The organism is Mesorhizobium sp. M0037 (assembly GCF_040323635.1).
GTDB lineage: Bacteria > Pseudomonadota > Alphaproteobacteria > Rhizobiales > Rhizobiaceae > Mesorhizobium.
On the sequence record NZ_JAMYVB010000005.1, the window covers coordinates 265,691 to 291,155 of the forward strand.

Here is a 25,465-nt window from a genome sequence, read left to right on the forward strand (position 1 = left end):
TTGGGACGGCGGCGGACGGATCCGACTGGAGAGAGACGATGACCTTCTTTTACATTGTCCTGGCGTTCCTTGTAGGTGTGTTGGTTGGCTGGTTTATCTGGGGCCGGCTGCGCGGCGAACTCGACAGCCTGCGCGGCGATCTCGACCGCACCCGCAGCGAGCGTGACAGACTGCGCGCCGACGCCGATCGCCTGACTGGCGAACTCGACGCCTGCGGCAAGACCCGCGCCGATCTCGAACGCCGGCTGCGTGAAACATCGGCTCCATCCGCCAAGCCTTCAAGTTCGGCGCCGGCCGCGCTGGTATCGACAGCGGCAACGGCCAAGTCCGCCCCGGCCGCGAAACCGGCCCCCGCCAAACCCGCCGCGGCCAAACCAGCTGCGGCCAAATCCGCGGCCGCAAAACCAGCGGCCAGCAAACCTGCCGCCGCCAAGGCCGCGCCCAAAGCCGCTGCTTCAAAGCCCGCCGCCGTCCCGAAGAAGGCCGCCCCGGCAGCTGGGAAGGCCGATAATCTGCGCCGCCTGATCGGTATCGGCCCGGTCAACGACAAACTGCTCAAGGGCCTTGGCGTCACGACCTACGCGCAGATCGCCGGCTGGACCGCGGCCGACGTCAAGCGCATCGAGGACACGCTGAATTTCGACGGCCGCATCGCTCGCGAAAAGTGGGTCGAGCAGGCCAAGCTGCTTGCCGCCGGCGACGAAAAGGAGTTCGCACGCCAATTCCCGAGCGCCGGGACCGCCAACAACAGCTGATCCGTCATCGGCAACATAACCAGAAGGCGGCGCTCTCGGGCGCCGTCTTTGTTTTTGCATTCGCCACTGTCTTTGCGCCCTGCGACGCCGCTCCCTCGATTGCACGCCGCCCGGCCCCCATATAGAGCGGTTCTGGCGTCATCGACCGCAGTACCCGAGCCCCATGCCCCTGCCCTCTGCCATTTTCCGCAACGATGAAAGCGGCCGTCAGTTGGTCTTCGACCACCCGGCCGACATCATCATTGCCTATGATGCCAAGGATTTTCTGCCGGCGCTGGCGGCTGCGCAGGCGGCGAGCGATGCCGGCAAATGGCTGGCCGGCTATTTCTCCTACGAAGCGGGCTATCTGCTCGAACCGAAACTCGTGCCGCTGCTGCCTGAAGGCCGGCGCGCGCCATTGGTTTGTCTGGGTGTCTTCGATGCTCCGGCCGAAGAGGCCGTGCCGCGCAACGATGCGCCGGCCACCAATGGCCCCATCTTCGACGCCAGGGCCAGTTGGTCCGCTCAGGACTACGCCAAACGCTTCGCGCGCCTTCACGACCACATCCGCAAGGGCGACTGCTACCAAGGCAACCTGACCTTTCCGGTCCGTGCCCAATGGTCGGGCGATCCGGTTGCTGCCTTCGACGCACTGACAGGACGCCAGCCGGTCAAGTATGGCGCACTGATTTCGCTCGGCGATCCCATCGTCTTATCGCGTTCGCCCGAGCTGTTCTTCGAGATCAATGCCTTAGGCATGATCGAAACCCATCCGATGAAGGGCACCGCACCGCGCGGCGCGACCAAGGCCGAGGACGCGCGGTTGAAGTCCTTCTTGCGCAGCGACGAAAAGAACCAGGCCGAGAACCGGATGATCGTCGATCTCCTGCGCAATGACATCTCACTGATCAGCGAGGTCGGCACGCTGGAAGTCCCGGAACTGTTCCGCATCGAGAGCTACCCGACCGTCCACCAGATGGTGAGCCGTGTGCGGGCGAAGCTTCTGCCTGATCTCGGCATCCGCCAAATCTTTGGCGCGCTGTTTCCCTGCGGCTCGATCACCGGCGCGCCGAAAATCCGCGCGATGGAAATCCTGCACGAGCTGGAAGACACACCGCGCGACGTCTATTGCGGCGCCATCGGCTGGATCGCGCCTGGCGGCATGATGCGCTTTTCGGTGGCGATCCGCACTATATCGCTCTTTTCCAGTGGCGAGGCCGTTTACAATGTCGGCGGCGGCGTCGTCTTCGATTCGACGGCGCAAGGGGAGTATCAGGAGTGTCTGCTGAAGGCGCGCTTCGCGACGGGGACACCGCCGATTTCGAGCTGATCGAGACGATGCGCTGGGAGCCCGGCCAGGGCTTTCTGCGCTTCGAACGCCATCTCGCACGCCTTTACGGCTCGGCGGAAGAACTCGGCTTTGCCTGCGATCCGCAGCGGATCGGCGAGGTGCTGGCGAATACTATCGGGGCGCAGCAGACGGCGCTGCGCACCCGGCTCGTCCTGCAGCGCAATGGCGAGGTGACGGCTTCTGTTCAGCCTTACGAGCCACTCGCCGCCGACAAGGTCTGGCGGCTGCGACTGGCGCGGGTCCGGCTCTCCTCCACCGACACGCTGCTGCGCCACAAGACCGGCCGGCGGCAAGTCTACACTCACGCCCGCTCCGAATATCTGATCACCCAGGCCGACGAAGTGTTGCTCGCAAATGAGCGCAGTGAAATCTGCGAAGGCACCATCACCAACGTCTTCGCCGATTTCGGTGATGGCATGCTGATGACACCCAGGCTCGACTGCGGCCTGCTGCCTGGCGTATTGCGCGCCGAGTTGCTGGACGAAGGCCGCGCCCAGGAGGCGATCTACAGCTATGACGAGTTGAAATCCGCCAAAACACTGTTCGTCGGCAATTCTCTGCGCGGCTTGATCCCGGCAACATTGGCCTGATACGAAGCGGCTGCGAGAATAACCGCCGGCATTGGACACTTTCTAGCGAAGCATGAATTCTCGTCAGCCCACGCACACGCCCTATGATGGCTCCTCAAAGCTCTTCACCATCGGGCTGAAGCCGCTCGAACTCGACAAGTGGATCGAGGTCGACCGGTATCTCTTCGACCATCTCGCCGAAAAGCGCCGGCTGTATGCCGAAATTCCCGACAAGGTGTTTGTCGAGGAAGACGGCACGCGCGACGCCCAGCGCGAAGTGGGCGGCCTCATCGAAGCACATCTGCTGTCGACATTTCCCGGGATGTACCGGCGCACCAATGCCGGGGTTGAGGTCATTGGCGCCAAAGCCGACTCTGACGCCACCTTCCCCGATGCCCCGCTGGTCGCAGCGTCGCTGCTCGTTCAGGAAGACCTGATCCTGATGCGCCGTGACGACACCGGCTGGCGGCTCGCCGCCGGCTCGCTGTGTTTCCCGTCATCCTGGTCGCTGGTCGAAAAATTCGGCCGGCCGCTGCAGCAGATCCACGCACCGGTGCCGGGCTTCGGTCCGGGCACCAGGCCGGCCGAGCTCATCAACCGCATGTTCGACGGCCTGCAGGGTCAGGCCGTCGAACGCTTCAACTGGTCGATCCAGGCCGGCGACGCGCTCTATCATCCGCTCTCCAATGTCGAGCGCATCGACCGTGCCACCAACCGCCCCTCGCGATTTCCCGACGGCGACGTCAACGCCCACGCCTTCATCCGCGTCGAGCGCCAGACGCTGCGCAAACTGCCTCTGTCGCGCGACATCCTGTTCACCATCCGCATCCATCTCGACCCGCTGAAAGTGCTGGCGCGGCATCCCGACCGGGCAACGCTTGCCGCCTCTTTCGCGGCGCAATTGCAGGCGCTGGATGAGGCTCAACTCGACTATAAGGGGATGACATCAGACCGTGACCGGCTGGTGCAACGCCTGCAAACCATGGCTCAGGAGTGACGATGATCCGACATGTTCTGAAGCTAGCCGTCCTGCTCGGTGCATTGCTGGCGTTGCCGGCAACAGCGCATGCGGAACCGGTGACCTATGCGGGGAAGCTCGGCAACATCGACATCGTCGTCGAGTTTACCGGTGATCCGGCGACGGCTGGAGAGGCACTGGCGGGCCGCTATTTCTACCGCTCCAAGGGCGTCGATATTCCTCTGCAGGCGAAGTCGAGCAAGGGCGCCACCTTTCAATTGGCCGAGGAAGAAGCCTGCGATGCCAAGAAGTGCGGCGACGGCCAGGCTCCACCCATCGGCGCCGTCTGGCGATTGAGTTCCGCCGACAATGGCAAGACGCTGGAAGGCACCTGGACGGCCAAAAAGACCCTGCCGCTGAAGCTGACAAGGATCGCCAGCCGTGCCCAGACGGAGACGCCGGCGACGACGCCACGCGATCTCTATGATTTCACCGACATGACATTCTCGGGTGACGATGCGCCGATCACCATGGCGGCATCGCCCTACGACTATCTCAAGCTGGATTTCGCGCCCGAGGCAGACGCCAAGGAAGGTTGGCCGGATGCAGCCTACAACTATGTCACCGATCCACGCACCAAATTCGCCAGGCCGCGCATCGTCGATCTCGCCGGCGGCGCGCCGATCGAAGCCGCCAATGCCTTGCTGCAGAACCGCCATTGGCATGACAGCCTCAGCGCCTTGACGTGCGCGGCGCTGCAATACGCCGGCTTCCACGATGGACCACCGATGGAGGGCATGGATGACGATTCGCTTGGCGGCTATGAAGACTCGACGTTCAAAGTTACGTCATTGACGCCGAAGCTGATGAGTTGGTCCGAATCCGGCAGCCTCTATTGCGGCGGTGCGCATCCGAACAACTATTCCGACGCCTATGTCATGGACGTGCGCCGTGGCGCCTTGCTTACCCTTCAGGACATGTTTTCCGATACGGTCGACGGCAAGCCAGGCCCCTCGCTGGCCACCTTCGTCAAAGAGAAGCGCAAGAAGCCCAGCGACCAGACCGAGGTGGATTACGAGGCCGAATGCGGCATCGACGATTTGATCGGCGACTTTCTCGGCGCCAGCCTGAAGCGCGATGGCGACAGGCAGGTTCTGGTCTTCGGCCTGCAAGGTTTGCCCAACGTCATCCAGGCTTGCGGCGGCGATCTCGTTGAAATGCCGGTCTCCGAAGCACAAGCGCTGTTCACACCGGAATTCGCGAAACTGCTCGAACCGTAGGCGTATCTGCGCGGCCGGGAACTAACCTTATCCCTGCTTTTCGCTTTATTGTGACAATGATCTATGGTTTGTCGCGCGGCGGTCGAACGGCCGTTTTGGCGCGTTGCTTGAAGGAGTGCTCGATAAAATGGCGAATGAAAACTGGCCCGTTTACGGTGAAATCACCGGCCCTGTCGTGATGATCGGCTTTGGTTCGATCGGACGGGGAACGCTGCCTCTGATCAAGCGCCATTTCAAATTCGACAAGTCGCGCATGACGGTCATCGACCCGCTCGACACCGACCGCAAGCTGCTCGACGAGCGCGGCATCGCCTTCGTCCAGGAGCACGTGACCGAGAAAAACTACAAGAAACTGCTGACGCCGCTTTTGACCAATGGCGGCGGCCAGGGCTTTTGCATCAATCTGTCGGTCGATACCGGCTCGGTCGACCTGATGCGGCTCTGCCGCAAGCTCGGCGTGCTCTACATCGACACCGTCGTCGAGCCGTGGCTCGGCTTCTATTTCGACGCCAAGGCCGACAATGCCAGCCGCACCAACTACGCGCTGCGCGAAGCCTTGATCAAGGAGAAGCACGACAAGCCCGGCGGCGCTACCGCGGTTTCGACCTGTGGCGCCAATCCGGGCATGGTCTCGTGGTTCGTCAAGCAGGCGCTGCTGAACCTTGCCGGCGACCTCGGCCTCGAGTTTTCCGAACCGGCGCAGGACGACCGTGACGGCTGGGCGAAGCTGATGAAGAAGGCCGGCGTCAAGGGCATCCACATCGCCGAGCGCGACACCCAGCGCACCAAGAAGCCGAAGCCGATGAACGTGTTTTGGAACACTTGGTCGGTCGAGGGTTTCATCTCGGAAGGGCTGCAGCCGGCCGAGCTCGGCTGGGGCACGCATGAGAGATGGATGCCGAAGAACGGCAAGGAGCACAAGCATGGCTCCAAGGCTGCGATCTATCTCGAACAGCCCGGCGCCAACACCCGCGTGCGCTCTTGGTGCCCGACGCCGGGCGCGCAATACGGTTTCCTGGTGACGCACAATGAGGCGATCTCGATCGCCGACTTCTTCACCGTGCGGTCGAAGAAGGGCAAGGTGCAATACCGCCCGACCTGCCACTATGCCTATCACCCCTGCAACGACGCCGTGCTGTCACTCCACGAAATGTTCGGCGCTGCCGGCAAGCCGCAGCCGGTCCACCATGTGCTTGACGAAAACGAGCTGGTCGACGGCGTGGACGAGCTTGGCGTGCTGCTCTACGGCCATGCCAAGAACGCCTACTGGTACGGTTCGCAGCTGTCGCTGGCCGAAGCCCGCAAGCTGGCGCCCTACCAGAACGCTACCGGCATGCAGGTCACCTCGGCCGTGCTCGCCGGCATGGTCTGGGCGCTGGAAAACCCCGAAGCCGGCATCGTCGAGGCCGACGAGATGGACTACAAGCGCTGCCTGGAAGTGCAGTCCCAGTATCTCGGACCAGTCAAGGGCTACTACACCGACTGGACGCCGCTCGATAACCGTCCGGGCCTGTTTCCCGAGGACCTCGACAAAAGCGACCCGTGGCAATTCCGCAACATCCTCGTTCGATAGCGGTTCCATACCCCTGCCTCACTGCCTTGCAATCGCCCGGAAATCGGGCGATTGAAGGGATGCGGACGAGAGCAGTGTGCATCCATTTGGACGCACGAGGGACGGCTCTGGAAACTTGAGGCCACGCACATCGTGTTCCCCAAAACGTCGTTTGACGATTGGGCCGATGCGTCAGGAGAGGATTTGATATGACGATTGTGCGCAAAATTCTTTCTGCGGGCGCGGCGGGCGTTCTTGCGACGATGCTTGCCGCCTGCACCACCGGCGGCTCCGACGGGCCACCGATCTCATCGCAGGCGCGAGGCGTCGAAGGCTCATGGCTGAACGCCGAAGGCAAGGCGGTCTCGACATTGAACGGCGGCGTCTTCACCACCGTTTCGGCGGAGACCGGTGAGAAATTCGCTGACGGCAGCTACACCAAGACCGGCGCCACCTCGGTCGAGATCAACGGAACCTCGCTGATCCGGCAGCAGCCAATCGCTTTCAACTGCCTGCTGGTGTCCATAAACCAGCTGAATTGCACCAGCTCCGCCGGGCAGAACTTCGTGCTGACCAGGCGCGGCTGAACCTTTCCCATGCGGCTTTGCGGATGGCGGCGCCGCGATGCCGCCGCCTTTTTTATGCCGGCAAACCGATGCCGGTTATCCGCCCTGATTCTTCTTGCATCGCCACAACCGCGATGTGAACATACCCGAAATGCTGGCTGTTATCCTGCAGTCGGGCAAGAGCGTTAAACGCCTTTGATCATATCCGGGAGACGAAGATGAAGAAGCTCGCCGCCATTGCCGCCCTCTCTGCCTCGACACTCGGCCTGTCGGCCGCACCATCCTTTGCCGACTACACGTTGAACATCCTGCATTTCAACGATTGGCACAGCCGCATCGAAGGCAACAACAAATACGAGTCGACCTGCTCGGCCGAGGAAGAGACCAAGGGTGAGTGCATCGGCGGCGCCGGCCGGCTGGTCACCGCGATCGCACAGGAGCGCAAGAAGCTCGAAGGCCAGAACGTGCTGCTGCTCAATGCCGGCGACAGCTTTCAGGGATCGCTGTTCTACATCACCTACAAGGGCACGGCGGAGGAGGAATTCCTCAATCAGATCAAGCCCGACGCGGTGACGCTCGGCAACCACGAATTCGACGATGGCGAGAGCGCGCTGGTGCCTTATCTCGACAAGGCGAAGTTCCCGATCGTCAGCGCCAATGTCGTGCCCAACGACAAGTCCGGCGCCGCAGGCAAGATCAAGCCGTCGATTGTGCTTGAGGTCGGCGGCCAGAAGATCGGCATTGTCGGCGCCGTGACCAACGACACACCGGAACTCGCCTCTCCCGGCCTCAACATTACCATCGAGGACGACGTCAAGTCGATCACCGCCGAGGTCGAGAAGCTGAAGGCGCAAGGCGTCAACAAGATAATTGCCGTCACCCATATCGGCTACAGGCGCGAGCGCGATGTCATCGCCAAGATCCCGGGCATAGATGTGGTGGTCGGCGGCCACAGCCATTCGCTTCTGTCCAACACCGACCCGAAGGGGGAAGGCCCCTATCCGACGATGGTCGACAACCCCGACGGCTCCAAGGTGCCTGTCGTGCAGGCCGCGTCCTATTCGAAATATCTCGGCGAATTCAAGGTCGTGTTCGACGACAACGGCAACGTCAAGGAAGCCAGCGGCGACCCGATCTTCCTCGACAAGTCGATCATCCCCGATCCGGCCGTTCTTGCCCGCATCAAGGAGCTCGGCGCGCCGATCGAGGCGCTGAAGAACAAGGAAGTGGCCGAGACCACCGAGGCCATCGACGGCAGCCGCGAAAGCTGCCGCACCAAGGAATGCGCGATGGGCAATCTCGTCTCCGACGCCATTCTCGACCGCGTCAAGGGACAGGGCGTCGAGATCGTCGTCTCCAATGGCGGCGGCCTGCGTGCTTCGATCGACAAGGGCACCGTCACCATGGGCGAGGTGCTGACCGTGCTGCCTTTCCAGAACACGCTGGCGACCTTCCAGATTTCCGGCAAGGATCTGGTTGCCGGGCTGGAAAACGGCGTCAGCCAGGTCGAGGACGGCGGCGGCCGCTTCCCGCAGGTGGCAGGTCTCAAATACTCCTTCGACAAGTCGGTCGCGCCCAATGCCGGCCGAGTCAAGTCGGTCGAGGTGATGCAGAACGGTGCCTGGGCGCCGATCAATCCGGACAAGGACTATCTGGTCGCCACCAACAATTACGTCCGCCAGGGCGGCGACGGCTACAAGGTCTTCGCCGAGAAGGCCAAGAACGCCTACGATTACGGCCCCGGCCTCGAACAGGTGGTTGCCGACTATCTCGCGGCGCACCGGCCCTATACGCCGAAGCTCGACGGCCGCATCACCGAGGTCGCGGCAACCGTAGCGGCTGCCCCGGCCGCCGAGCCGGCAAAACCAGCCGAACCGGCACCTGCTCCAGAGGAACCGGCAAAACCGGCCGAGGCTGCACCGGCGGAGCCGGCGATGCCCGCATTGCCGGCAGGCTCCGGCGACATCACCACCACGCCGCCGACTGTCCCGGCGGAAACCGCCCCGGCAACGCCGGCTCCGGCCGAACCGGCAAAACCGGCCGAAGCCGCACCTGCTCCGGCAAAGCCGGCTGACGCCGCCCCGGCCGAAGCCAGCCATGTCATCGTCGCCGGCGATACCTATTGGGATCTCGCCAAGAAGGCCTACGGCGACGGCGCCAAGTGGAAGGTGATCTCCGAGGCCAACAAAGGCTACGAACCACGCCGGCTTCCTGTCGGCGCGACCTTGACCATTCCGGCGAAGTAACCTCGCTTCGCACTTGCGACCAGCAAAACCCGTCCGGGTAACCGGACGGGTTTTTGGCTTTCAGGGTAAGGTGCGGCCAGACGCGGCATTGAAAACTCGCGCCACATCGCTAGGTTCGCCCGACATCGTCGGTTTCGCGGTGTCGGGAGACCTTCATGACGCTTTCCACGCCTGTCGACCCCAAAGCCGCGAAAGCGCTCGACCCGCTGCCGGCCGGACATCCGCCGGTAAAGGCAGGCAAGATCGGCGTCATGTTGGTCAATCTCGGCACGCCGGACGGTACCGATTTCAAGCCGATGTGGCGCTATCTCCGCGAATTCCTGTCCGATCCGCGCGTCATCGAACTCAACAAGGCGATCTGGTATCCGATCCTCTACGGCTTGGTGCTGACCACCAGACCGAAGAAGTCCGGCGCCAATTACGCCAGGATATGGAACCGCGAGAGGAACGAGTCGCCGCTGCGCACCTACACCCGCGCGCAGGGCGAAAAGCTGGCCGCAGCGCTCATCGACCTACCCGATGTCGTGGTCGACTGGGCGATGCGCTACGGCAACCCCTCGACCGCGAGCGTCGCTCAAAGGCTGGTCGAGCAAGGCTGCGACCGCATCCTGTCGTTCCCACTCTACCCGCAATACTCCGCGACCACCACCGCGACCGCCAACGACCAGCTGTTTCGCGCCTTGATGAAGATGCGCCGCGCGCCTGCCGTGCGCAGTGTTCCGCCCTACTATGACGAGCCGGTCTACATCGAGGCGCTCGCCCATTCGATCGAACGGCATCTGGCAACGCTAGACTTCGAGCCCGAGGTGGTCATCACCTCCTATCACGGCATCCCGAAGCCCTATTTCGAGAAGGGCGATCCCTATCACTGCCACTGCCAGAAGACGACACGGCTGTTGCGTGAACGACTGGGGTGGGATGAAAAGAAGCTGATCATCACCTTCCAGTCGCGCTTCGGCGCCCAGGAATGGCTGCAGCCCTACACCGACAAGACGGTCGAGAAACTGGCGAAGGACGGCGTGAAATCGATCGCCATCGTCAACCCAGGCTTTTCCGTCGACTGCATCGAGACGCTGGACGAAATCGGCCGCGAGGCGGCCGAGACCTTCCATCACGCCGGCGGCGAGAAATTCGCCCACATCCCGTGCCTCAACGACAGTGCAGAAGGCATGGCGGTGATCGAGGCGATGGTGCGGCGCGAGCTGTCGGGCTGGGTCTGAGGCCGCCACGTTGCGGCGATCGACCGCCGCAGTTGCGCTATTCCATGCACTAATAATCAACGATCACCTGATTGTAACATTATTGAAACACACCTAAGTGTTTGGTGAAGTCGGTTGCATGGAATCAACGCCATGGCCGGCATCTGAGGGAGATTCAAATGGACTTCAGTGGTTTCGGTATTGCGATTGGTGCGCTTGCCTTTCTGGTATTGGTGCTTCTTATCAAAGGCATCCGGACAATCCCGCAAGGCTATAATTATACGGTGGAGCGCTTTGGTCGTTACACCAAAACACTAAGCCCCGGCCTCAACCTCATCGTGCCGTTCGTCGACCGCATCGGCGCCAAGATGAACATGATGGAGCAGGTGCTCGACGTTCCGAGCCAGGAAATCATAACGCGCGACAACGCCATTGTCGGCGTCGACGGCATCGCCTTCTACCAGATCCTCAATGCGGCGCAGGCCGCCTACCAGGTCGCCGGCCTGGAGAACGCCATCCTCAATTTGACGATGACCAACATCCGTACCGTCATGGGCTCGATGGACCTCGACGAATTGCTGTCGAACCGCGACGCCATCAACGAACGGCTGCTGCGCGTGGTCGACGAAGCGGCCCATCCGTGGGGCATCAAGATCACCCGCGTCGAGATCAAGGATATCAATCCGCCGGCCAACCTCATCGAATCGATGGGTCGTCAGATGACGGCTGAACGTAACAAGCGTGCGCAGATCCTCGCCGCCGAAGGCCTCAAGCAGTCGCAGATCCTCGAGGCCGAAGGCCGCAAGGAAGCCGCCTTCCGCGACGCCGAGGCGCGCGAACGCTCGGCCGAAGCCGAAGCGCGAGCCACCCAGGTTGTATCGGAAGCCATCTCCAAGGGCGACGTGCAGGCACTCAACTACTTCGTGGCGCTCAAATACACCGAAGCGATGGGCAAGATCGGTACCGCCAACAACAGCAAGGTCGTGCTGATGCCGATGGAAGCGTCGGCACTGATCGGCACGCTCGGCGGCATAAGCGAGATCGCCAGGGAGGTGTTCCGCAGCGAAGGCACCGCCGGCGCCGCCAGGCAGGCCGCCCGCCCTCCGGTGGTTCGCCCGAATGAGAACTGAGACCTGACGAGAACTGAGGTCGCGAGCATGATCCCGAAAAGTGGGAACCGGTTTTCGGAAAAGATCATGCTCCACAGGAAGTAGGAGCGCACTCCCATGTTCGACCGCATCATTTCCGAACTTGGTCCGTGGAACTGGATGGTTCTGGGCTTCGTCCTCCTGGTGATGGAGGTCATCGCGCCAGGAATATTCATGCTGTGGATCGGCATCGCCGCATTGGTGATCGGTGTGATTTCCCTGCTCGTCTGGGACGCAAGCTTCTGGGCCTGGGAAGTCCAGGTCCTCGCCTTCCTGGCCCTGTCGCTGGTCTCGGCCCTTGCCGGAAAGAAGCTGGTTGGTGGGCGTAATACCCCTAGCGACCAGCCGCTGCTCAACCGGCGCGGCGCGCAGTTGGTCGGCAGGATGGCAACGCTGGCCGAGCCGATCAAGGACGGTCGCGGCCGCATCAAACTCGGCGACACACTGTGGCGCGTCTCCGGTCCCGACCTGCCGGCCGGCACGCAGGTGCGCGTCGTCAGTTCGGCCGACACCGATCTGGAACTGACCGTCGAGGCCGTCTGAGCGCCCGAAGGCCCGCAGCGCATTTGGCAGCAATCGAAGCGCGCCGCGTAGGTCACCCCAACGCAATGCGGTTTTAGTTTCCTCAGGCTGCGCCGATACGCAGCAAATCGTGGAAGTGAACCACCCCAACGGGCATCCTGTTTTCCGTCACTACCAGCGCACCGATATTGTATTCGTTGAGAAGCGCGATCGCCGTTCCGGCCAGCGTCTGCGGATCGACCGTCTTCGGCGTGCGGGTCATGATGTCGTCCACGGCGATATCGGCCAGGTTTCGATGCAGATTGCGCGCGACATCACCGTCAGTGATGATCCCGACCAGCTCGCCCTTCCCGTCGACGACACAGACACAACCGACTTTCTTGTTCGACAACGTCATGACCGCTTCCGGCATCTTGGTACCGAGCGCCGCTAGCGGAATCTGATCGCCGACCCGCATGATCTCGGAGACGAGAGTCAGATTGGCGCCGAGCTGGCCGCCGGGGTGGAATGTGCGGAAATGGTCGGGCGTGAAGCCGCGCGCTTCGAGCAGCGCTATGGCCAGCGCATCGCCGACCACCAGTTGCAGCAGGGTCGATGTCGTCGGCGCCAAACCGTGCGGGCAGGCTTCCGGCGCGGACGGCAGGAGCAGCACCACGTCGGCCGCGCGCGCCAGCGCCGAGGCCGCGCCCGCGGTAATCGCAATCAGCGGGATCGAGAAGCGCCTGGAATAGGCGACGATGCCCATCAATTCTTTGCTCTCGCCGGACCATGACATGGCGATGATGGCATCGTCTCTGGCGATCATGCCAAGGTCGCCATGATTGGCCTCCGCCGGATGGACGAAGAAGGCAGGCGTGCCGGTCGAAGCCAGACTGGCCGCGATCTTAGTGCCGATATGGCCGCTTTTGCCGACGCCGGTGACTATGACGCGGCCATTGATGCGCGACACCATGTCGACGGCGCGGGCGAAAGGTTCGGCCAGTTCGTTCTCCAGCGCGGCGGCCAATGCCGCCACGCCGGCCTGTTCCGTGGCTACCGTTCTCAGCGCCGAGGCGATCGAAGCCTCCAAAGGCTTCTTTTCTTGGGATCCCGCATGCATGGCTGATGCGATTAGCGCTTTGCCGTTCGCCTGTCCAACAGAATTGCCGTCCAGCCATGTCCGACAGGCACCCCTTCAACCCTCCGTTAACCATCCCCGTTTACGGTTCGGTAAGTATGGCGCGCTTGCGCCGCGCAAGCAGTGGTGACGATGTCGCGGGCCCAACCTCAAGAGAAAAAAGGTCGAACGGGCAGAGCGTTTTGCGCTCTGCTTCTGGCGACGAGCGTGCTCGCTTTGCTGCGGCCAACTGCGCTTCATGCCCAGGAGACCGAGCTGCGCGGCGAAGTTTCGGAATCGGCGATCCTGTCCGACCAGCAGCGCCGGGCCAGGCAATTGAGCAAGGCCAACACGCAGGTCAAGCCCGCCCCTGCCGACACCGCCCCCACGGGAAACACGCCAACCGCTTATGTGCCGGCCAGCGATGGCGCCTTGCCTGATGACACCGACCCGTCACAGGCCGGCGCAAACAGCATTTTCGACCCGCCGGCGACCATCGACGATTCGTTCGCCGACAAGCCGCCAACCGTCCTGCCACGCCGCCCGTCGACGGCAAAGCAACGCGCCGACGCGGATGCAGACAAGGCCAAGGACAAAACCAAGGCTGCCGACAAGAAGAAGCCTGGCAAAGCCACGGACCAGACCACCACCGGAACGACTCCGGACGGCACTGCGGCAGGCGACGCCGATCAGGACATAGCCAACCGCCGTGTCCTCACCGTCGACGGCGTCGACCGACGAAAGCTCGACCCCGGCGCCGAGCGCACCGACGCCATCGAGGGCCTGAAGAAGAAGCTCGAGGACGACCCGTACGCGGCAACCGGCATCAAGGTCGGCTCGTTCCTGCTGCGGCCGACGCTCGAGCAGGGCGTTGCCGTCACGTCGAACGCCGATTCCAGCGCTGGCGGCAAGTCGGCGGTGCTGTCCGAAACGGCGCTGCGTTTCTCCGCCGCCTCCGATTGGCGCGAGAATTCGGCGGTCATCGACGGCTACGGCAATTTCCGCAACACCATTTCGGGCCAGAAGATCAATGAGGCACGCGGCCGTATCCAAGGCACGTACAATGTCGACCTCGACAATGAACTGCGCGCCATCGCCAAGCTCGGCTACGAGATTGCGCCGGAATCGGCCTCCGCGCCCGACGCCATTGCCGGCGTCAAATCGCAGCCGATCCGCCAGACGGTCGACGGCAGCCTCGGCGTCGAGAAGGACGTTGGCAAGATGCGCTTTGCGCTGACCGGTGCGGTCTCCCACGACATCTATGGCGACGCCAAGCTAACGGACGGCACCGTGTTGTCGCAGAAGGATCAGGACAACACGCTCTACACCGCAACGTTGCGGACCGGCTATGAAATTTCCCCGGCTCTGACGCCCTTTGCTGAGATTGAGCTCGGCCGCCGGGTATATGACCAACGGATCGACAACAAGGGCTTCGAGCGCTCTTCGACCCGGCTTGGCGCACGCGCCGGTATCGAAGTCGACATGGGCGAGAAGCTCAAGGGTGAGTTCTCGGCCGGCTGGGTGAGGGAGGCGATCGACGACAAGAACCTGGAGGCGATTTCGGGAGCCACCATCAATGCCGACCTCAAATGGTCGCCCGAGCGCGGCACCATCATCGGCGTCACCGGGCGAACCACGGTCGAAGGCACAACGAATGCCGGTGAGAGCGGCGACATCCTCTATTCCGGCCGCCTCACCGGCGAGCGGCAGATCCGCGCCGACCTGATCGGCAACGCAGCCCTTGGGCTCGACTGGCGCAATTACACCGGCTCCGACGGCCATGACATGACGCTGAGTGCAGAGGCCGGGCTGACCTGGTGGCTGAACCGTTACGTCGGTCTCACCAGCCGCGCCCGCACCGAAAAGCTGACCAGCAATCTGCCCGGGCGCAACTACACCGCCAACAGCATCTATTTGGGGCTGAAGCTGCAGCGGTAGCTAAAAAGCAGCGCCGCGACGCTCGGACGGCTTCATCTCATCGAGCAGCGTGCGGATGACGCCGGCCATGTTCTCGTTCATGTCGCTGCGCCACAGCGCGAAGGCGACATTGGCCTCGACGAACCCTTCCGGCGAGCCGCAATCGAAGGTGCGGCCCTGAAAGTGGTAGCCAAAGAAGGGCTGCTGCTTTTCCAGCTTCAGCATCGCGTCGGTGAGCTGGATCTCGTTGCCGGCGCCCTTTTCCTGGCTTTCCAGGATCTTGAAAATCTCGGGCTGCAGGATGTAGCGGCCGTTGATGTAGAGATTGGACGGCGCGGTGCCGGTCTTCGGCTTTTCGACCATCTCGGTGATGCGGAAGCCGTGATGCGTGTCCTCGCCCCGGCCGACAATGCCATATTTGTGGGTTTCGGCCGGATCGCATTCCTGCACGGCGATGATGTTGTTGCCCGTCTCCTCGTAGAGCTCGACCATGGCCTTCGTGCAGCTCTTCTCCGACTGCATGATCATGTCGGGCAGCAACAGCGCGAAGGGTTCGTCGCCGACCAGTTCGCGGGCGCACCAGACGGCGTGGCCGAGCCCCATCGGCACCTGCTGGCGGGTGAACGAGGTCTGCCCCGGCGCCGGCTGCAGCCGCTGCAAGCGGGCCAGCTGATCGTCCTTGCCGCGCTGTGCCAGCGTATCATAGAGCTCGAACTGGATATCGAAATGGTCTTCTATGACCGCCTTGTTGCGGCCGGTGACGAAGATGAAATGTTCGATGCCGGCCTCGCGCGCCTCATCGACGACATACTGGATGACCGGCCGGTCGACGACGGTCAGCATCTCCTTGGGAATGGCCTTGGTAGCCGGGAGAAACCGTGTGCCGAGACCGGCGACCGGGAAAACTGCCTTGCGAACTCGCTTCATGCGTCAATTATCCGTTTGAGGGCGTGCCCGGCAATCCCGCCTCGCGACATTTTCGCGCCGGAATTGTGGATTATCGGGCCATTGAGGGAAACATCAACCGGTAAAGCATCCAGGTGTCTTTTCGTTCCAGGCGCCGCCTATGGTAAACCAATTGCTAACCCGGTTCGGCGATGAATGGTCTTTCCTGAGATAGAGAAAGGGGAAAATATGTCCGTTCGCAGTGCCGCAAAACTCTTTACCAGCGTGCTGACGGCGGCCAGCCTCTCGCTCGCCTTGCTGATGCCGGCCGGACCGGCCTTCGCCGATGCCGGTTTTCGGCAATGGGTCGCCGGATTCCGCGCCACGGCCGTGGCGGGCGGCGTTTCCGGCGGGGTCTACGACCGAGCGTTCCGGGGCATCAATGAGCCCGACCCGGTGGTGCTGGAAAAGGCACGCACCCAGCCCGAATTCACCGCACCTGCCTGGGACTATTTCGACAACCGCGTCCACGACCAGTCCGTTGCCGTCGGCCAGCAGATGGCCAAAAAATGGAAGCCGTGGCTGGAACGGATCGAGGCGAGGTTCGGCGTCGACCGCTACATCCTGCTCGCCATCTGGTCGATGGAATCGAATTATGGCGAGATCCTCAAGCGCGACGACATCATGCGCAATGTCATCCGCTCGCTGGCAACCCTCGCCTATGGCGACCCGAAGCGTTCGAAATTCGCCCGCACCCAATTGGTCGCCGCGCTGAAAATCCTGCAGACCGGCGACATCGACGAAAGCCACCTGATGGGCTCCTGGGCCGGCGCCATGGGCCAGACCCAGTTCATCCCGACCAGCTACCAGCATTATGCCGTCGACATGGACGGCAACGGCAAGCGCGACATCTGGAATTCGATCCCCGATGCGTTGGCGACATCAGCCAATCTGCTGAAGAAGAATGGCTGGCAGGGCGGCAAGACCTGGGGCTACGAGGTCACCATTCCGGCGGGCAAACTGCCGGCCGGCTCGAAGACATTGGCGCAGTGGCAGGCGCTCGGCGTCGCCAGGGCCAATGGCAAGCCGTTCAAGAACGCAACCGACAAGGCGACCCTGAAAGTGCCGGACGGCCGCGGCGGACCGGCCTTCCTGATGATCAAGAACTTCTCCGTCATCAAGGCCTACAACAACGCCGACAAATATGCCCTGGCCGTCGGCCTTCTTGCCGACGAAATCGCCGGTTCTAATGGTCTGGTGCAGGACTGGAAGCGGCCTTTCACCAAACTGTCCTTCGAGGAAAGGCAGGAGTTGCAGAAGCGGCTTTCGCAGCACGGACTTTACGACGGCAAGTTCGACGGCAAGATCGGTGACGGCACGAAAACCGCCATCATGACCTATCAGGCAACGGTCGGCTTGACCCAGGACGGGTATCCGAGCATGGAAGTGCTCAAATGGCTCAGAAAGAAATAGAGCCAGCGACGGCAGCTTGCATTTGCGACGCAAGGGATGCCGTAGCATCGGTCTGTGCATGATCGCCTGCGAGGGCCATGCACCAAGGGATGGAGAGGGTGCTTGGTTTCGGCAGCGCGTATCCGTGTGATCGTTTTCCGCTTGCCGATCCTCATTCTGGCCATCGTCGTCCTGGCGACGGGGGTCGCCGGCAGTTTCCACACACCGGCTTTGGCGCAGGAGCAACCGCAGAACCGCGGCTGGTCGCTGCGCGACCTTCTGTTCCCGCGCCGCAGCGAACGCATCGAGCCGCCGCTCGATGTCCGCAAGGCAAAGCCGAAGGTCAAGAAGAAGCCCCGTGCACCGGTTGAACCTTCCGCTCCGATTGTCGAGAAGACACCGGATGCCCGCGTCGTTCTGGTGATCGGCGATTTCATGGCCAACGGCCTGGCCGAAGGCCTCGAAACAGCCTTTGCCGACAATGCCAACATCAGGATCGTCGAGCGCGCCAACGGTTCTTCGGGTTTCGTGCGCGATGATGTCTACAACTGGCCCGAACAGGTCAAATCGCTGGTCGAGAGCGAGAGGCCCGCCGCCGTGGTCGTCATGCTGGGCTCCAACGACCGCCAGCAGATGCGCGTCAACGATGTGCGCGAGCAGCCGCGCTCCGAGAACTGGACCAAGGAATACGAACGCCGGACCGAGGCCTTGGGCAAGGCGCTGGCGGCGACCAAGGTGCCTTATCTGTGGGTCGGCATGCCAGCCTTCAAGACGCCGAAGATGACCTCCGACATGCTGGCATTCAACGATATCTACCACTCGGCTGCCAAGAAGAACGGCGGCGAATTCGTCGATGTCTGGGATGGGTTCGTCGACGAGAACGGCGCCTTTGTCTCGACCGGCCCCGACATTAACGGCCAGGCCGTGCGGCTGCGCTCCGACGACGGCATCAACGTCTCGAAAGCCGGCAAGCGAAAGCTCGCCTTCTACACCGAAAAGCAGCTGGCCAAGATCCTCGGCCTGGCAGCGCCGGGAAGCGTGGTGACGGCTGCCGCACCGGCCGGCGCCCCGGTCGAGGCGCCGTCGCTGCCCGCCGCCCCGATCGTGGTCGACCGCACCGTTCCAATGCTGCTCAACGATCCGGCGCTCGACGGCGGTACCGAACTTCTCGGTGCGGCGGCGGCGCCGAAAGCCAATCCGGATCTGCCCGGCGAAAAACTAATCCTCGAAGGCAAGGCGCCCGAGGCCTCGCCCGGCCGCGCCGACGACTTCTCGTGGCCGCCCAAGGCCGCTGCCGCGACGGATACGACGACGGCGATCAACCGTTAACGGGGGAGTACCGTCGACCCCATCAGCGCTTCATCGATCGAGCGCGCGGCCTGGCGGCCTTCGCGGATCGCCCACACAACCAGCGACTGGCCGCGGCGCACATCACCTGCGGCGTAGAGCTTGTCGACGCTGGTCTTGTAGTCGCGATCGTTGGCTTCGACATTGCGGGAACGGCGGCTGTCGGTGGTGATTTTCATCTCACCGTCCAGCTCTTTCGCGACGCCGGCGGCAGCCGGTCCGGCAAAGCCGATGGCGATGAAGGCGAGGTCTGCACGGATGACGAATTCGGTGCCGGCGATCGGCTTGCGCTTCTCGTCGACTTCGCAGCATTTGACGCCGGTCAGTTGGCCGTCCTCGCCGATGAATTCGAGCGTCGCCACCTGGAATTCGCGCTCCGCACCTTCGGCCTGTGAGGACGAGGTGCGCATCTTGGTCGCCCAGTAAGGCCAGACCGAAAGCTTGTCTTCCTTCTCCGGCGGCTGCGGGCGGATGTCGAGCTGGGTGACGCGCACCGCGCCTTGGCGGAAGGCGGTGCCGACGCAGTCGGACGCGGTATCGCCGCCGCCGACGACGACGACATGCTGGCCGCCGGCGATGATCGGATGCGACGGCCAGGCCACCGACTGGATCGGCTCGCCGCCGACGCGACGGTTCTGCTGCACCAGATAGGGCATGGCGTCATAGACGCCGCCGAGATCGTCGCCCGGAATGTTGGCCGGACGCGGCGATTCCGAACCGCCGCAATAGAGCACCGCATCGTATCCGGCGAGCAACTCTGCCACCGGCTTGTCGACGCCGACATTGACGCCGCAATGGAAGGTCACGCCCTCGCCCTGCATCTGCTCGATGCGGCGGTCGATATAGTGCTTCTCGATCTTGAAGTCGGGAATGCCGTAGCGCATCAGCCCGCCGGGACGGCTCTCACGCTCATAAACGCTGACCTCGTGGCCGGCGCGGCCAAGCTGCTGCGCCGCCGCCATCCCTGCCGGGCCGGAGCCGATGACAGCGACCCGCTTGCCCGTCTTCTTCTCCGGCGGATAAGGCCGGATATGGCCGGTTTCATAAGCCTTGTCGGCGATTGCCTGTTCAACGGTCTTGATGGCAACCGGAATGTCCTCGAGGTTCAGCGTGCAGGCTTCCTCGCAGGGCGCGGGGCAGATGCGGCCGGTGAACTCGGGGAAATTGTTGGTCGAATGCAGGTTGCGGATCGCATTGTCCCAGTCGCCATTGTAGACGAGGTCGTTCCAGTCCGGGATCTGGTTGTGGATCGGGCACCCGGTCGGCCCGTGGCAGAACGGGATGCCGCAATCCATGCAGCGCGCGGCCTGTTTCTCGACCTCCTTGTCCGACATCGGCAGCGTGAATTCGCGGAAATGCCGGATGCGGTCGGAGGCCGGCTGGTACTTGTGCACCTGCCGGTCGATTTCGAGAAAGCCTGTTACCTTGCCCATAGTCCAGTTCCTGCTGTCCAGATGGTGCGGTTTTCGCACCCGTTAACCCCTTGAGGCAGCCATGGCAACCTTGCATCCGAGGTCAAACTGTCGCTGAAAGTTCCGCCGGGAAGCCTGCGCCTCCCGGCAAGTCGAAAAACCTATTCCGCCGCCACGCCCATGCGCATGCGTTCCATCTCGATCAGCGCGCGGCGGTATTCGACCGGCATGATCTTGCGGAATTTCGGCCTGAAGATCGTCCAGTCGTCGAGTATCTCGCGGCCGCGTACCGAACCGGTGAAATGGACGTGGTTCGAGATAAGCTGGTAAAGCCGTTCCTCGTCATGGGTGGTCATGTCGCCCGAGACGTCGACGCGACCCTTGTGGTCGAGGTCACCGCCATGATGCAGCAGCCTTTCCATCAGATCGTCTTCTTCCGGAACCGGCTCCAGCTCGACCATCGCCATGTTGCAGCGCGCGGCGAAATCGCCGGCCTCATCCAGAACATAGGCCACGCCGCCCGACATGCCGGCAGCGAAGTTGCGACCGGTCTGGCCGATGACGACGACGATGCCGCCGGTCATGTATTCGCAGCCATGATCGCCGACGCCTTCAACGACGGCGGCGACGCCCGAATTGCGCACCGCGAAGCGCTCGCCGGCGACACCTGCGAAATAGGCCTCGCCCTCGGTCGCGCCATAGAGGACGGTGTTGCCGACGATGATCGATTCCGCCGCGACGATCCTGGACTCCTCCGGCGGCCGGATGACGATGCGTCCGCCCGACAGGCCCTTGCCGACATAGTCGTTGGCCGCACCGACGAGATCGAACGAGATGCCGCGCGCCAGGAAGGCGCCGAACGACTGGCCGGCGGTGCCGGTCAGCTTCACCTGGATCGTGTCCTCGCGCAGGCCCTTGTGCCTGAAGCGCTTGGCGACTTCGCCCGACAGCATGGCGCCCGTGGAGCGATCGACATTGCGGATGTCGACCTCGATCTTGACCGGCTGCTTGCTTTCGAGCGCGGGCTTCGCCAGTTCGATTAGCTTGCGATCGAGTACATCGTCGATCGGGTGTTTCTGCCGTTCGGTCCAGTGCACCGCCTCATGCGGCGCGTCCGGCTTGAAGAACATCTTGCCGAAATCGAGCCCACGCGCCTTCCAATGCTGGATCATCTCGCGCTTTTCCAGCAGGTCGCTGTCGCCGATGATCTGGTCGATATGGGTGTAGCCCATCTCGGCCAGCAGCCCCCTCACCTCTTCCGCAACATAGAAGAAGAAGTTGATGACATGCTCGGGCGTGCCCTTGAAACGCTTGCGCAGAACCGGGTCCTGCGTCGCGACGCCGACCGGGCAGGTGTTCAAGTGGCACTTGCGCATCATGATGCAGCCGGCCGCGATCAGCGGCGCGGTCGAGAAGCCGAACTCGTCGGCACCGAGCAGCGCACCGATGATGACGTCGCGCCCCGTGCGCAAGCCACCATCGACCTGCAGCGCAACGCGCGAGCGCAGCCCGTTCAGCACCAGCGTCTGGTGCGTCTCGGCTAGGCCCATTTCCCACGGGCTGCCGGCATGCTTGAGCGAGGTCAGCGGCGACGCGCCGGTGCCGCCATCATAGCCCGATATGGTGATGTGGTCGGCGCGTGCCTTGGCGACGCCGGCCGCAACCGTACCGACACCGACTTCCGACACCAGCTTGACCGATACGTCGGCCGCCGGGTTGACGTTCTTCAGATCATAGATCAGCTGCGCCAGATCCTCGATCGAATAGATGTCGTGATGCGGCGGCGGCGAGATCAGGCCGACGCCAGGCGTCGAGTGCCGGACCTTGGCGATGGTGGCGTCGACCTTGTGGCCGGGCAGCTGGCCGCCCTCGCCGGGCTTGGCGCCCTGCGCGACCTTGATCTGCATGACATCGGAATTGACGAGATACTCGGCGGTGACGCCAAACCGCCCCGAGGCGACCTGCTTGATCGCCGAACGTTCGGGGTTCTTGCCGCCGCCGGGCAGCGGCAGATAGCGGTCGGCCTCTTCGCCGCCCTCGCCGGTGTTCGACTTGCCGCCGATCTGGTTCATGGCGCGCGCCAGCGTCGTGTGTGCCTCGCGCGAGATCGAGCCGAACGACATCGCCCCTGTCGAGAAGCGCTTGACGATATCGGCCGCCGACATCACGTCCTCTATCGCCACCTTCTTGCGGCCGGTCTCTTCCGCAAGCTTGATCCTGAACAGGCCGCGTATGGTCTGGGCACGGGCCGTCTCGCTGTCGATCTGCGCGGAATACTCCTTGAACGTCTCCCACGAGCCCTGGCGCACGGCGTGCTGCAAGGTGGCGACGGCGTCGGGCGACCACATATGGGCTTCGCCGCGCATGCGGTACATGTACTCGCCGCCGACCTCGAGGCTGTTGCGCAGCACCGGATCGTTGCCGAAACCGTCGGTGTGGCGGCTGAGCGTCTCAGCCGCGACCTCGTCCAGGCCGACACCTTCGATCAGCGTCGCTGTGCCGGTGAAGTACTTCTCGACGAAATCTGACTTCAGCCCGATGGCGTCGAATATCTGCGCGCCGCAATAGGACTGGTAGGTGGAGATGCCCATCTTCGACATCACCTTGAGGATGCCCTTGCCGATCGACTTGATGTAGCGCGAGACCACCTCGTAGGCGTCAACCTCAGCCGGCAGTTCGCCACGCTTGTGCATGTCGAGCAGCGTATCGAAGGCAAGGTAGGGGTTGATCGCCTCGGCGCCGTAGCCGGCGAGACAGCAGAAATGATGCACTTCGCGCGGCTCGCCGGATTCCACGACCAGGCCGACCGCGGTGCGCAGACCCTTGCGGATCAGATGGTGGTGCACCGCAGCCGTCGCCAGCAGTGCCGGAATGGCGATACGGTCGGGACCGACCTGGCGGTCGGACAGGATGATGATGTTGTAGCCGCCGGCGACAGCGGCTTCCGCCCGCTCGCACAGACGTTCGACCGCGCCCTGCATGCCGGACGCGCCCTCGCTCGACCCGTAGGTGATATCGATGGTCTTGGTGTCGAAACGGTCTTCCGTGTGGCCGATCGAGCGGATCTTTTCCAGATCGCCATTGGTCAGGATCGGCTGGCGCACTTCGAGCCGCTTGCGGCGCGAATTGCCAACCAGGTCGAAGATGTTCGGCCGCGGCCCGATGAAGGACACCAGGCTCATCACCAGTTCCTCGCGGATCGGGTCGATCGGCGGGTTGGTGACCTGGGCGAAATTCTGCTTGAAGTAGGTGTAGAGCAGCTTCGACTTGTCCGACATCGCCGAGATCGGCGTGTCCGTGCCCATCGAACCCACCGCTTCCTGGCCGGTGGTCGCCATCGGCGACATCAGCAGCTTGGTGTCTTCCTGGCTGTAGCCGAACGCCTGCTGGCGATCGAGCAGGCTGACATCCTTGCGCAGCGCGCGCGGCTCGACCGGCTTCAGATCCTCCAGGATCAGCTGCGTGTTGTTGAGCCAGGTCTTGTAGGGATGCCTGGTGGCGATCTCCGACTTGATCTCCTCGTCGGAAATGATGCGGCCCTTGGCGAGGTCGATCAGAAGCATGCGGCCGGGCTGCAGCCGCCACTTCTTGACGATCCTCTCCTCCGGCACCGGCAGCACGCCGGCCTCTGACGCCATGATGACGCGGTCGTCGTCGGTGACGATGTAGCGCGCCGGGCGCAGACCGTTGCGGTCGAGCGTGGCGCCGATCTGGCGACCGTCGGTGAAGGCGACCGCGGCCGGCCCGTCCCACGGCTCCATAAGGGCTGCGTGGTATTCGTAGAAAGCCTTGCGGTCGGCATCCATCAGCTTGTTGCCGGCCCAGGCTTCCGGGATCAGCATCATCATGGCGTGGCTGAGGCTGTAGCCGCCCTGGAACAGGAATTCGAGCGCATTGTCGAAGCACGCCGTGTCGGACTGGCCGTCATAGGAGATCGGCCACAGCTTGGAGATGTTGTTGCCGAACAGTTCGGAATCGACCGAGGCCTGGCGCGCCGCCATCCAGTTGTTGTTGCCGCGCACCGTGTTGATCTCGCCATTATGCGCGACCATGCGGTAGGGGTGCGCGAGCTTCCATGACGGGAAGGTGTTGGTCGAGAAGCGCTGGTGGACGAGGATCAGCGCGGTCTCGAAACGCGGATCCGACAAATCCTTGTAATAGGCGCCGACCTGGTAGGCCAGGAACATGCCCTTGTAGACGATGGTACGCGCCGATAGCGACACACAGTAGGCGCCGATATCCTTGTTGTTGTTCTCGGCGTAGATGCGGCCGGAAATCACCTTGCGCAGCAGGTACAGCCTGGCCTCGTATTCCTCGTCATCTGGAATGTCCGATGTGCGGCCGATGAAGACCTGGCGATGGAACGGTTCGGAGGCCGCAATATCGGGCGCCTTCGACAGCGATGAATTGTCGACCGGCACGTCGCGAAAGCCGAGCAGCGGCAGCCCTTCTGACTGCGCCGATTCGGCGATGATCTCTTCGATATGGGCGCGCAGTGCCGCATCCTGCGGCATGAACCAGTGGCCGACGCCGTATTGGCCTGCCGCCGGCAGTTCGACGCCCTGGGCCGCCATCTCTTCGCGGAAGAAATGATCGGGAACCTGCACCAGCACGCCGGCGCCGTCGCCCATCAGCGGATCGGCGCCGACAGCGCCGCGATGCGTCAGGTTTTCGAGCACGAAGAGCCCGTCCTTGACGATCTGGTGCGACTTCACGTTCTTCATGTTGACGATGAAGCCGACGCCGCACGCGTCATGCTCGTTGCGCGGATCATAGAGACCCTGCGCGGCCATGCCGTTGGTGGTCAGGCCGTTGGTGGTCTGGCCTTCTTTGGTCAGAACGGTATTTTTAACGGCTGCCGCTTTCGTCTGCGCGGCCTGGCCGATAATCGCAGATGGCGTCAGTTCCGTCATCGTCCTGTCCTCCGTTCCGGCCCCTTGCACGTCTAGCATTTGGGGCGCTGGTCTACCTTGGGAAGCGACTGGCTTCCGCTCTCATTCTTGCGGCACGTCTTTTCGAAATCCTTGGCGGACCGTGCGGTGCACCGCCGGTTCGTATCCGGTATCGTACAGGCCACAGCCGAGCCGTCTACCCGTCGCTCGCGGCAACGGCCGGAGTGGCCCAAATGATACGCCAATCCAGCCTGACTTGTGCGACAAAATAAGACAGCACTACTGTCCTAAATTTTTATGGCAGAAATCCTAGGCGCACACAAGACCGATTCACCAAAT

The 25,465-nt window shown here is 62.9% G+C and carries 18 protein-coding genes; 14 read left to right on the plus strand and 4 right to left on the minus strand.

What is annotated here, in order from left to right:
* The first annotated feature begins 38 nt into the window (after positions 1-38).
* From NKJ78_RS11290 to NKJ78_RS11340, 11 genes are all read left to right on the plus strand, one after another.
* Positions 39-755 carry a helix-hairpin-helix domain-containing protein gene (locus tag NKJ78_RS11290; RefSeq protein WP_352459798.1) on the plus strand — a complete coding sequence of 239 codons (717 nt, stop codon included), beginning with the start codon at positions 39-41 and terminating at the stop codon, positions 753-755.
* Between the two features lie 163 nt (positions 756-918).
* On the plus strand, positions 919-2,064 hold the full coding sequence (locus tag NKJ78_RS11295; protein WP_352459797.1) for an aminodeoxychorismate synthase component I: 1,146 nt from the start codon (positions 919-921) through the stop codon (positions 2,062-2,064).
* Complete coding sequence (locus NKJ78_RS11300) at positions 2,013-2,675, plus strand: aminotransferase class IV family protein (protein ID WP_031253204.1); 663 nt, start codon at positions 2,013-2,015, stop codon at positions 2,673-2,675. The genes NKJ78_RS11295 and NKJ78_RS11300 overlap by 52 nt, the downstream gene beginning before the upstream one ends.
* Before the next feature lie 52 nt (positions 2,676-2,727).
* Positions 2,728-3,651 carry a heme-dependent oxidative N-demethylase family protein gene (locus NKJ78_RS11305; RefSeq protein ID WP_023737647.1) on the plus strand — a complete coding sequence of 308 codons (924 nt, stop codon included), beginning with the start codon at positions 2,728-2,730 and terminating at the stop codon, positions 3,649-3,651.
* Positions 3,652-3,653: 2 nt separating this feature from the next.
* Positions 3,654-4,892, plus strand: coding sequence for a hypothetical protein (locus NKJ78_RS11310; protein ID WP_023737646.1), 1,239 nt, complete (start codon positions 3,654-3,656; stop codon positions 4,890-4,892).
* 127 nt (positions 4,893-5,019) lie between these two features.
* The gene (locus tag NKJ78_RS11315; RefSeq protein ID WP_352459796.1) at positions 5,020-6,465 is read left to right on the plus strand and encodes a homospermidine synthase; all 1,446 of its coding nucleotides are present in this window, start codon (positions 5,020-5,022) and stop codon (positions 6,463-6,465) included.
* Positions 6,466-6,653: 188 nt separating this feature from the next.
* Entirely contained in the window at positions 6,654-7,031 is a 378-nt protein-coding gene (locus tag NKJ78_RS11320; protein ID WP_023686405.1) for an Omp10 family outer membrane lipoprotein, read from the plus strand.
* 197 nt (positions 7,032-7,228) lie between these two features.
* Positions 7,229-9,256: a 5'-nucleotidase C-terminal domain-containing protein gene (locus tag NKJ78_RS11325; protein WP_352562435.1), complete on the plus strand. Its 2,028-nt coding sequence runs from the start codon at positions 7,229-7,231 to the stop codon at positions 9,254-9,256.
* A gap of 155 nt (positions 9,257-9,411) precedes the next feature.
* Positions 9,412-10,476 carry a ferrochelatase gene (hemH, locus tag NKJ78_RS11330; protein WP_023686407.1) on the plus strand — a complete coding sequence of 355 codons (1,065 nt, stop codon included), beginning with the start codon at positions 9,412-9,414 and terminating at the stop codon, positions 10,474-10,476.
* A 158-nt stretch (positions 10,477-10,634) separates the two neighbouring features.
* Positions 10,635-11,585, plus strand: a complete 951-nt coding sequence (locus NKJ78_RS11335; protein WP_023686408.1) for an SPFH domain-containing protein — start codon at positions 10,635-10,637, stop codon at positions 11,583-11,585.
* Between the two features lie 96 nt (positions 11,586-11,681).
* Complete coding sequence (locus NKJ78_RS11340) at positions 11,682-12,146, plus strand: NfeD family protein (protein ID WP_023686409.1); 465 nt, start codon at positions 11,682-11,684, stop codon at positions 12,144-12,146.
* Positions 12,147-12,228: 82 nt separating this feature from the next.
* Here the strand turns inward: NKJ78_RS11340 and NKJ78_RS11345 are convergent, their stop codons facing one another.
* Positions 12,229-13,224: a KpsF/GutQ family sugar-phosphate isomerase gene (locus tag NKJ78_RS11345; RefSeq protein WP_023828225.1), complete on the minus strand. Its 996-nt coding sequence runs from the start codon at positions 13,222-13,224 to the stop codon at positions 12,229-12,231.
* Positions 13,225-13,374: 150 nt separating this feature from the next.
* Between NKJ78_RS11345 and NKJ78_RS11350 the strand changes: the two genes are divergently transcribed.
* Positions 13,375-15,159: an outer membrane beta-barrel protein gene (locus tag NKJ78_RS11350; RefSeq protein ID WP_352459795.1), complete on the plus strand. Its 1,785-nt coding sequence runs from the start codon at positions 13,375-13,377 to the stop codon at positions 15,157-15,159.
* Here NKJ78_RS11350 and galU read toward each other — a convergent pair whose 3' ends face one another.
* Positions 15,160-16,065, minus strand: a complete 906-nt coding sequence (gene galU / locus NKJ78_RS11355; RefSeq protein WP_023671956.1) for a UTP--glucose-1-phosphate uridylyltransferase GalU — start codon at positions 16,063-16,065, stop codon at positions 15,160-15,162. It abuts the gene before it with no gap.
* A gap of 207 nt (positions 16,066-16,272) precedes the next feature.
* Between galU and NKJ78_RS11360 the strand changes: the two genes are divergently transcribed.
* Both NKJ78_RS11360 and NKJ78_RS11365 read left to right on the plus strand, forming a co-directional pair.
* Positions 16,273-17,496, plus strand: coding sequence for a lytic murein transglycosylase (locus tag NKJ78_RS11360; RefSeq protein WP_023691763.1), 1,224 nt, complete (start codon positions 16,273-16,275; stop codon positions 17,494-17,496).
* Between the two features lie 102 nt (positions 17,497-17,598).
* Positions 17,599-18,804: an SGNH/GDSL hydrolase family protein gene (locus NKJ78_RS11365; protein WP_352562436.1), complete on the plus strand. Its 1,206-nt coding sequence runs from the start codon at positions 17,599-17,601 to the stop codon at positions 18,802-18,804.
* Here the strand turns inward: NKJ78_RS11365 and NKJ78_RS11370 are convergent.
* Together NKJ78_RS11370 and gltB are read right to left on the minus strand one after the other, a co-directional pair.
* Complete coding sequence (locus NKJ78_RS11370) at positions 18,801-20,255, minus strand: glutamate synthase subunit beta (protein ID WP_023671207.1); 1,455 nt, start codon at positions 20,253-20,255, stop codon at positions 18,801-18,803. The genes NKJ78_RS11365 and NKJ78_RS11370 overlap by 4 nt on opposite strands.
* Positions 20,256-20,395: 140 nt before the next feature.
* Positions 20,396-25,147 (minus strand): glutamate synthase large subunit, encoded by a 4,752-nt coding sequence (gltB, locus tag NKJ78_RS11375; protein WP_023737641.1) that lies wholly within the window; start codon positions 25,145-25,147, stop codon positions 20,396-20,398.
* Positions 25,148-25,465 lie beyond the last annotated feature (318 nt).

Bases quoted from the DNA above. Each gene is read 5' to 3' on its own strand.
- NKJ78_RS11370 (WP_023671207.1), bottom strand. From the start codon at position 20,255: ATGGGCAAGGTAACAGGCTTTCTCGAAATCGACCGGCAGGTGCACAAG.
- NKJ78_RS11350 (WP_352459795.1), top strand. From the start codon at position 13,375: ATGTCGCGGGCCCAACCTCAAGAGAAAAAAGGTCGAACGGGCAGAGCG.
- NKJ78_RS11305 (WP_023737647.1), top strand. From the start codon at position 2,728: ATGAATTCTCGTCAGCCCACGCACACGCCCTATGATGGCTCCTCAAAG.
- gltB (WP_023737641.1), bottom strand. From the start codon at position 25,147: ATGACGGAACTGACGCCATCTGCGATTATCGGCCAGGCCGCGCAGACG.
- galU (WP_023671956.1), bottom strand. From the start codon at position 16,065: ATGAAGCGAGTTCGCAAGGCAGTTTTCCCGGTCGCCGGTCTCGGCACA.
- NKJ78_RS11360 (WP_023691763.1), top strand. From the start codon at position 16,273: ATGTCCGTTCGCAGTGCCGCAAAACTCTTTACCAGCGTGCTGACGGCG.
- hemH (WP_023686407.1), top strand. From the start codon at position 9,412: ATGACGCTTTCCACGCCTGTCGACCCCAAAGCCGCGAAAGCGCTCGAC.
- NKJ78_RS11345 (WP_023828225.1), bottom strand. From the start codon at position 13,224: ATGCATGCGGGATCCCAAGAAAAGAAGCCTTTGGAGGCTTCGATCGCC.
- NKJ78_RS11320 (WP_023686405.1), top strand. From the start codon at position 6,654: ATGACGATTGTGCGCAAAATTCTTTCTGCGGGCGCGGCGGGCGTTCTT.
- NKJ78_RS11340 (WP_023686409.1), top strand. From the start codon at position 11,682: ATGTTCGACCGCATCATTTCCGAACTTGGTCCGTGGAACTGGATGGTT.
- NKJ78_RS11290 (WP_352459798.1), top strand. From the start codon at position 39: ATGACCTTCTTTTACATTGTCCTGGCGTTCCTTGTAGGTGTGTTGGTT.
- NKJ78_RS11310 (WP_023737646.1), top strand. From the start codon at position 3,654: ATGATCCGACATGTTCTGAAGCTAGCCGTCCTGCTCGGTGCATTGCTG.
- NKJ78_RS11315 (WP_352459796.1), top strand. From the start codon at position 5,020: ATGGCGAATGAAAACTGGCCCGTTTACGGTGAAATCACCGGCCCTGTC.
- NKJ78_RS11295 (WP_352459797.1), top strand. From the start codon at position 919: ATGCCCCTGCCCTCTGCCATTTTCCGCAACGATGAAAGCGGCCGTCAG.
- NKJ78_RS11325 (WP_352562435.1), top strand. From the start codon at position 7,229: ATGAAGAAGCTCGCCGCCATTGCCGCCCTCTCTGCCTCGACACTCGGC.
- NKJ78_RS11335 (WP_023686408.1), top strand. From the start codon at position 10,635: ATGGACTTCAGTGGTTTCGGTATTGCGATTGGTGCGCTTGCCTTTCTG.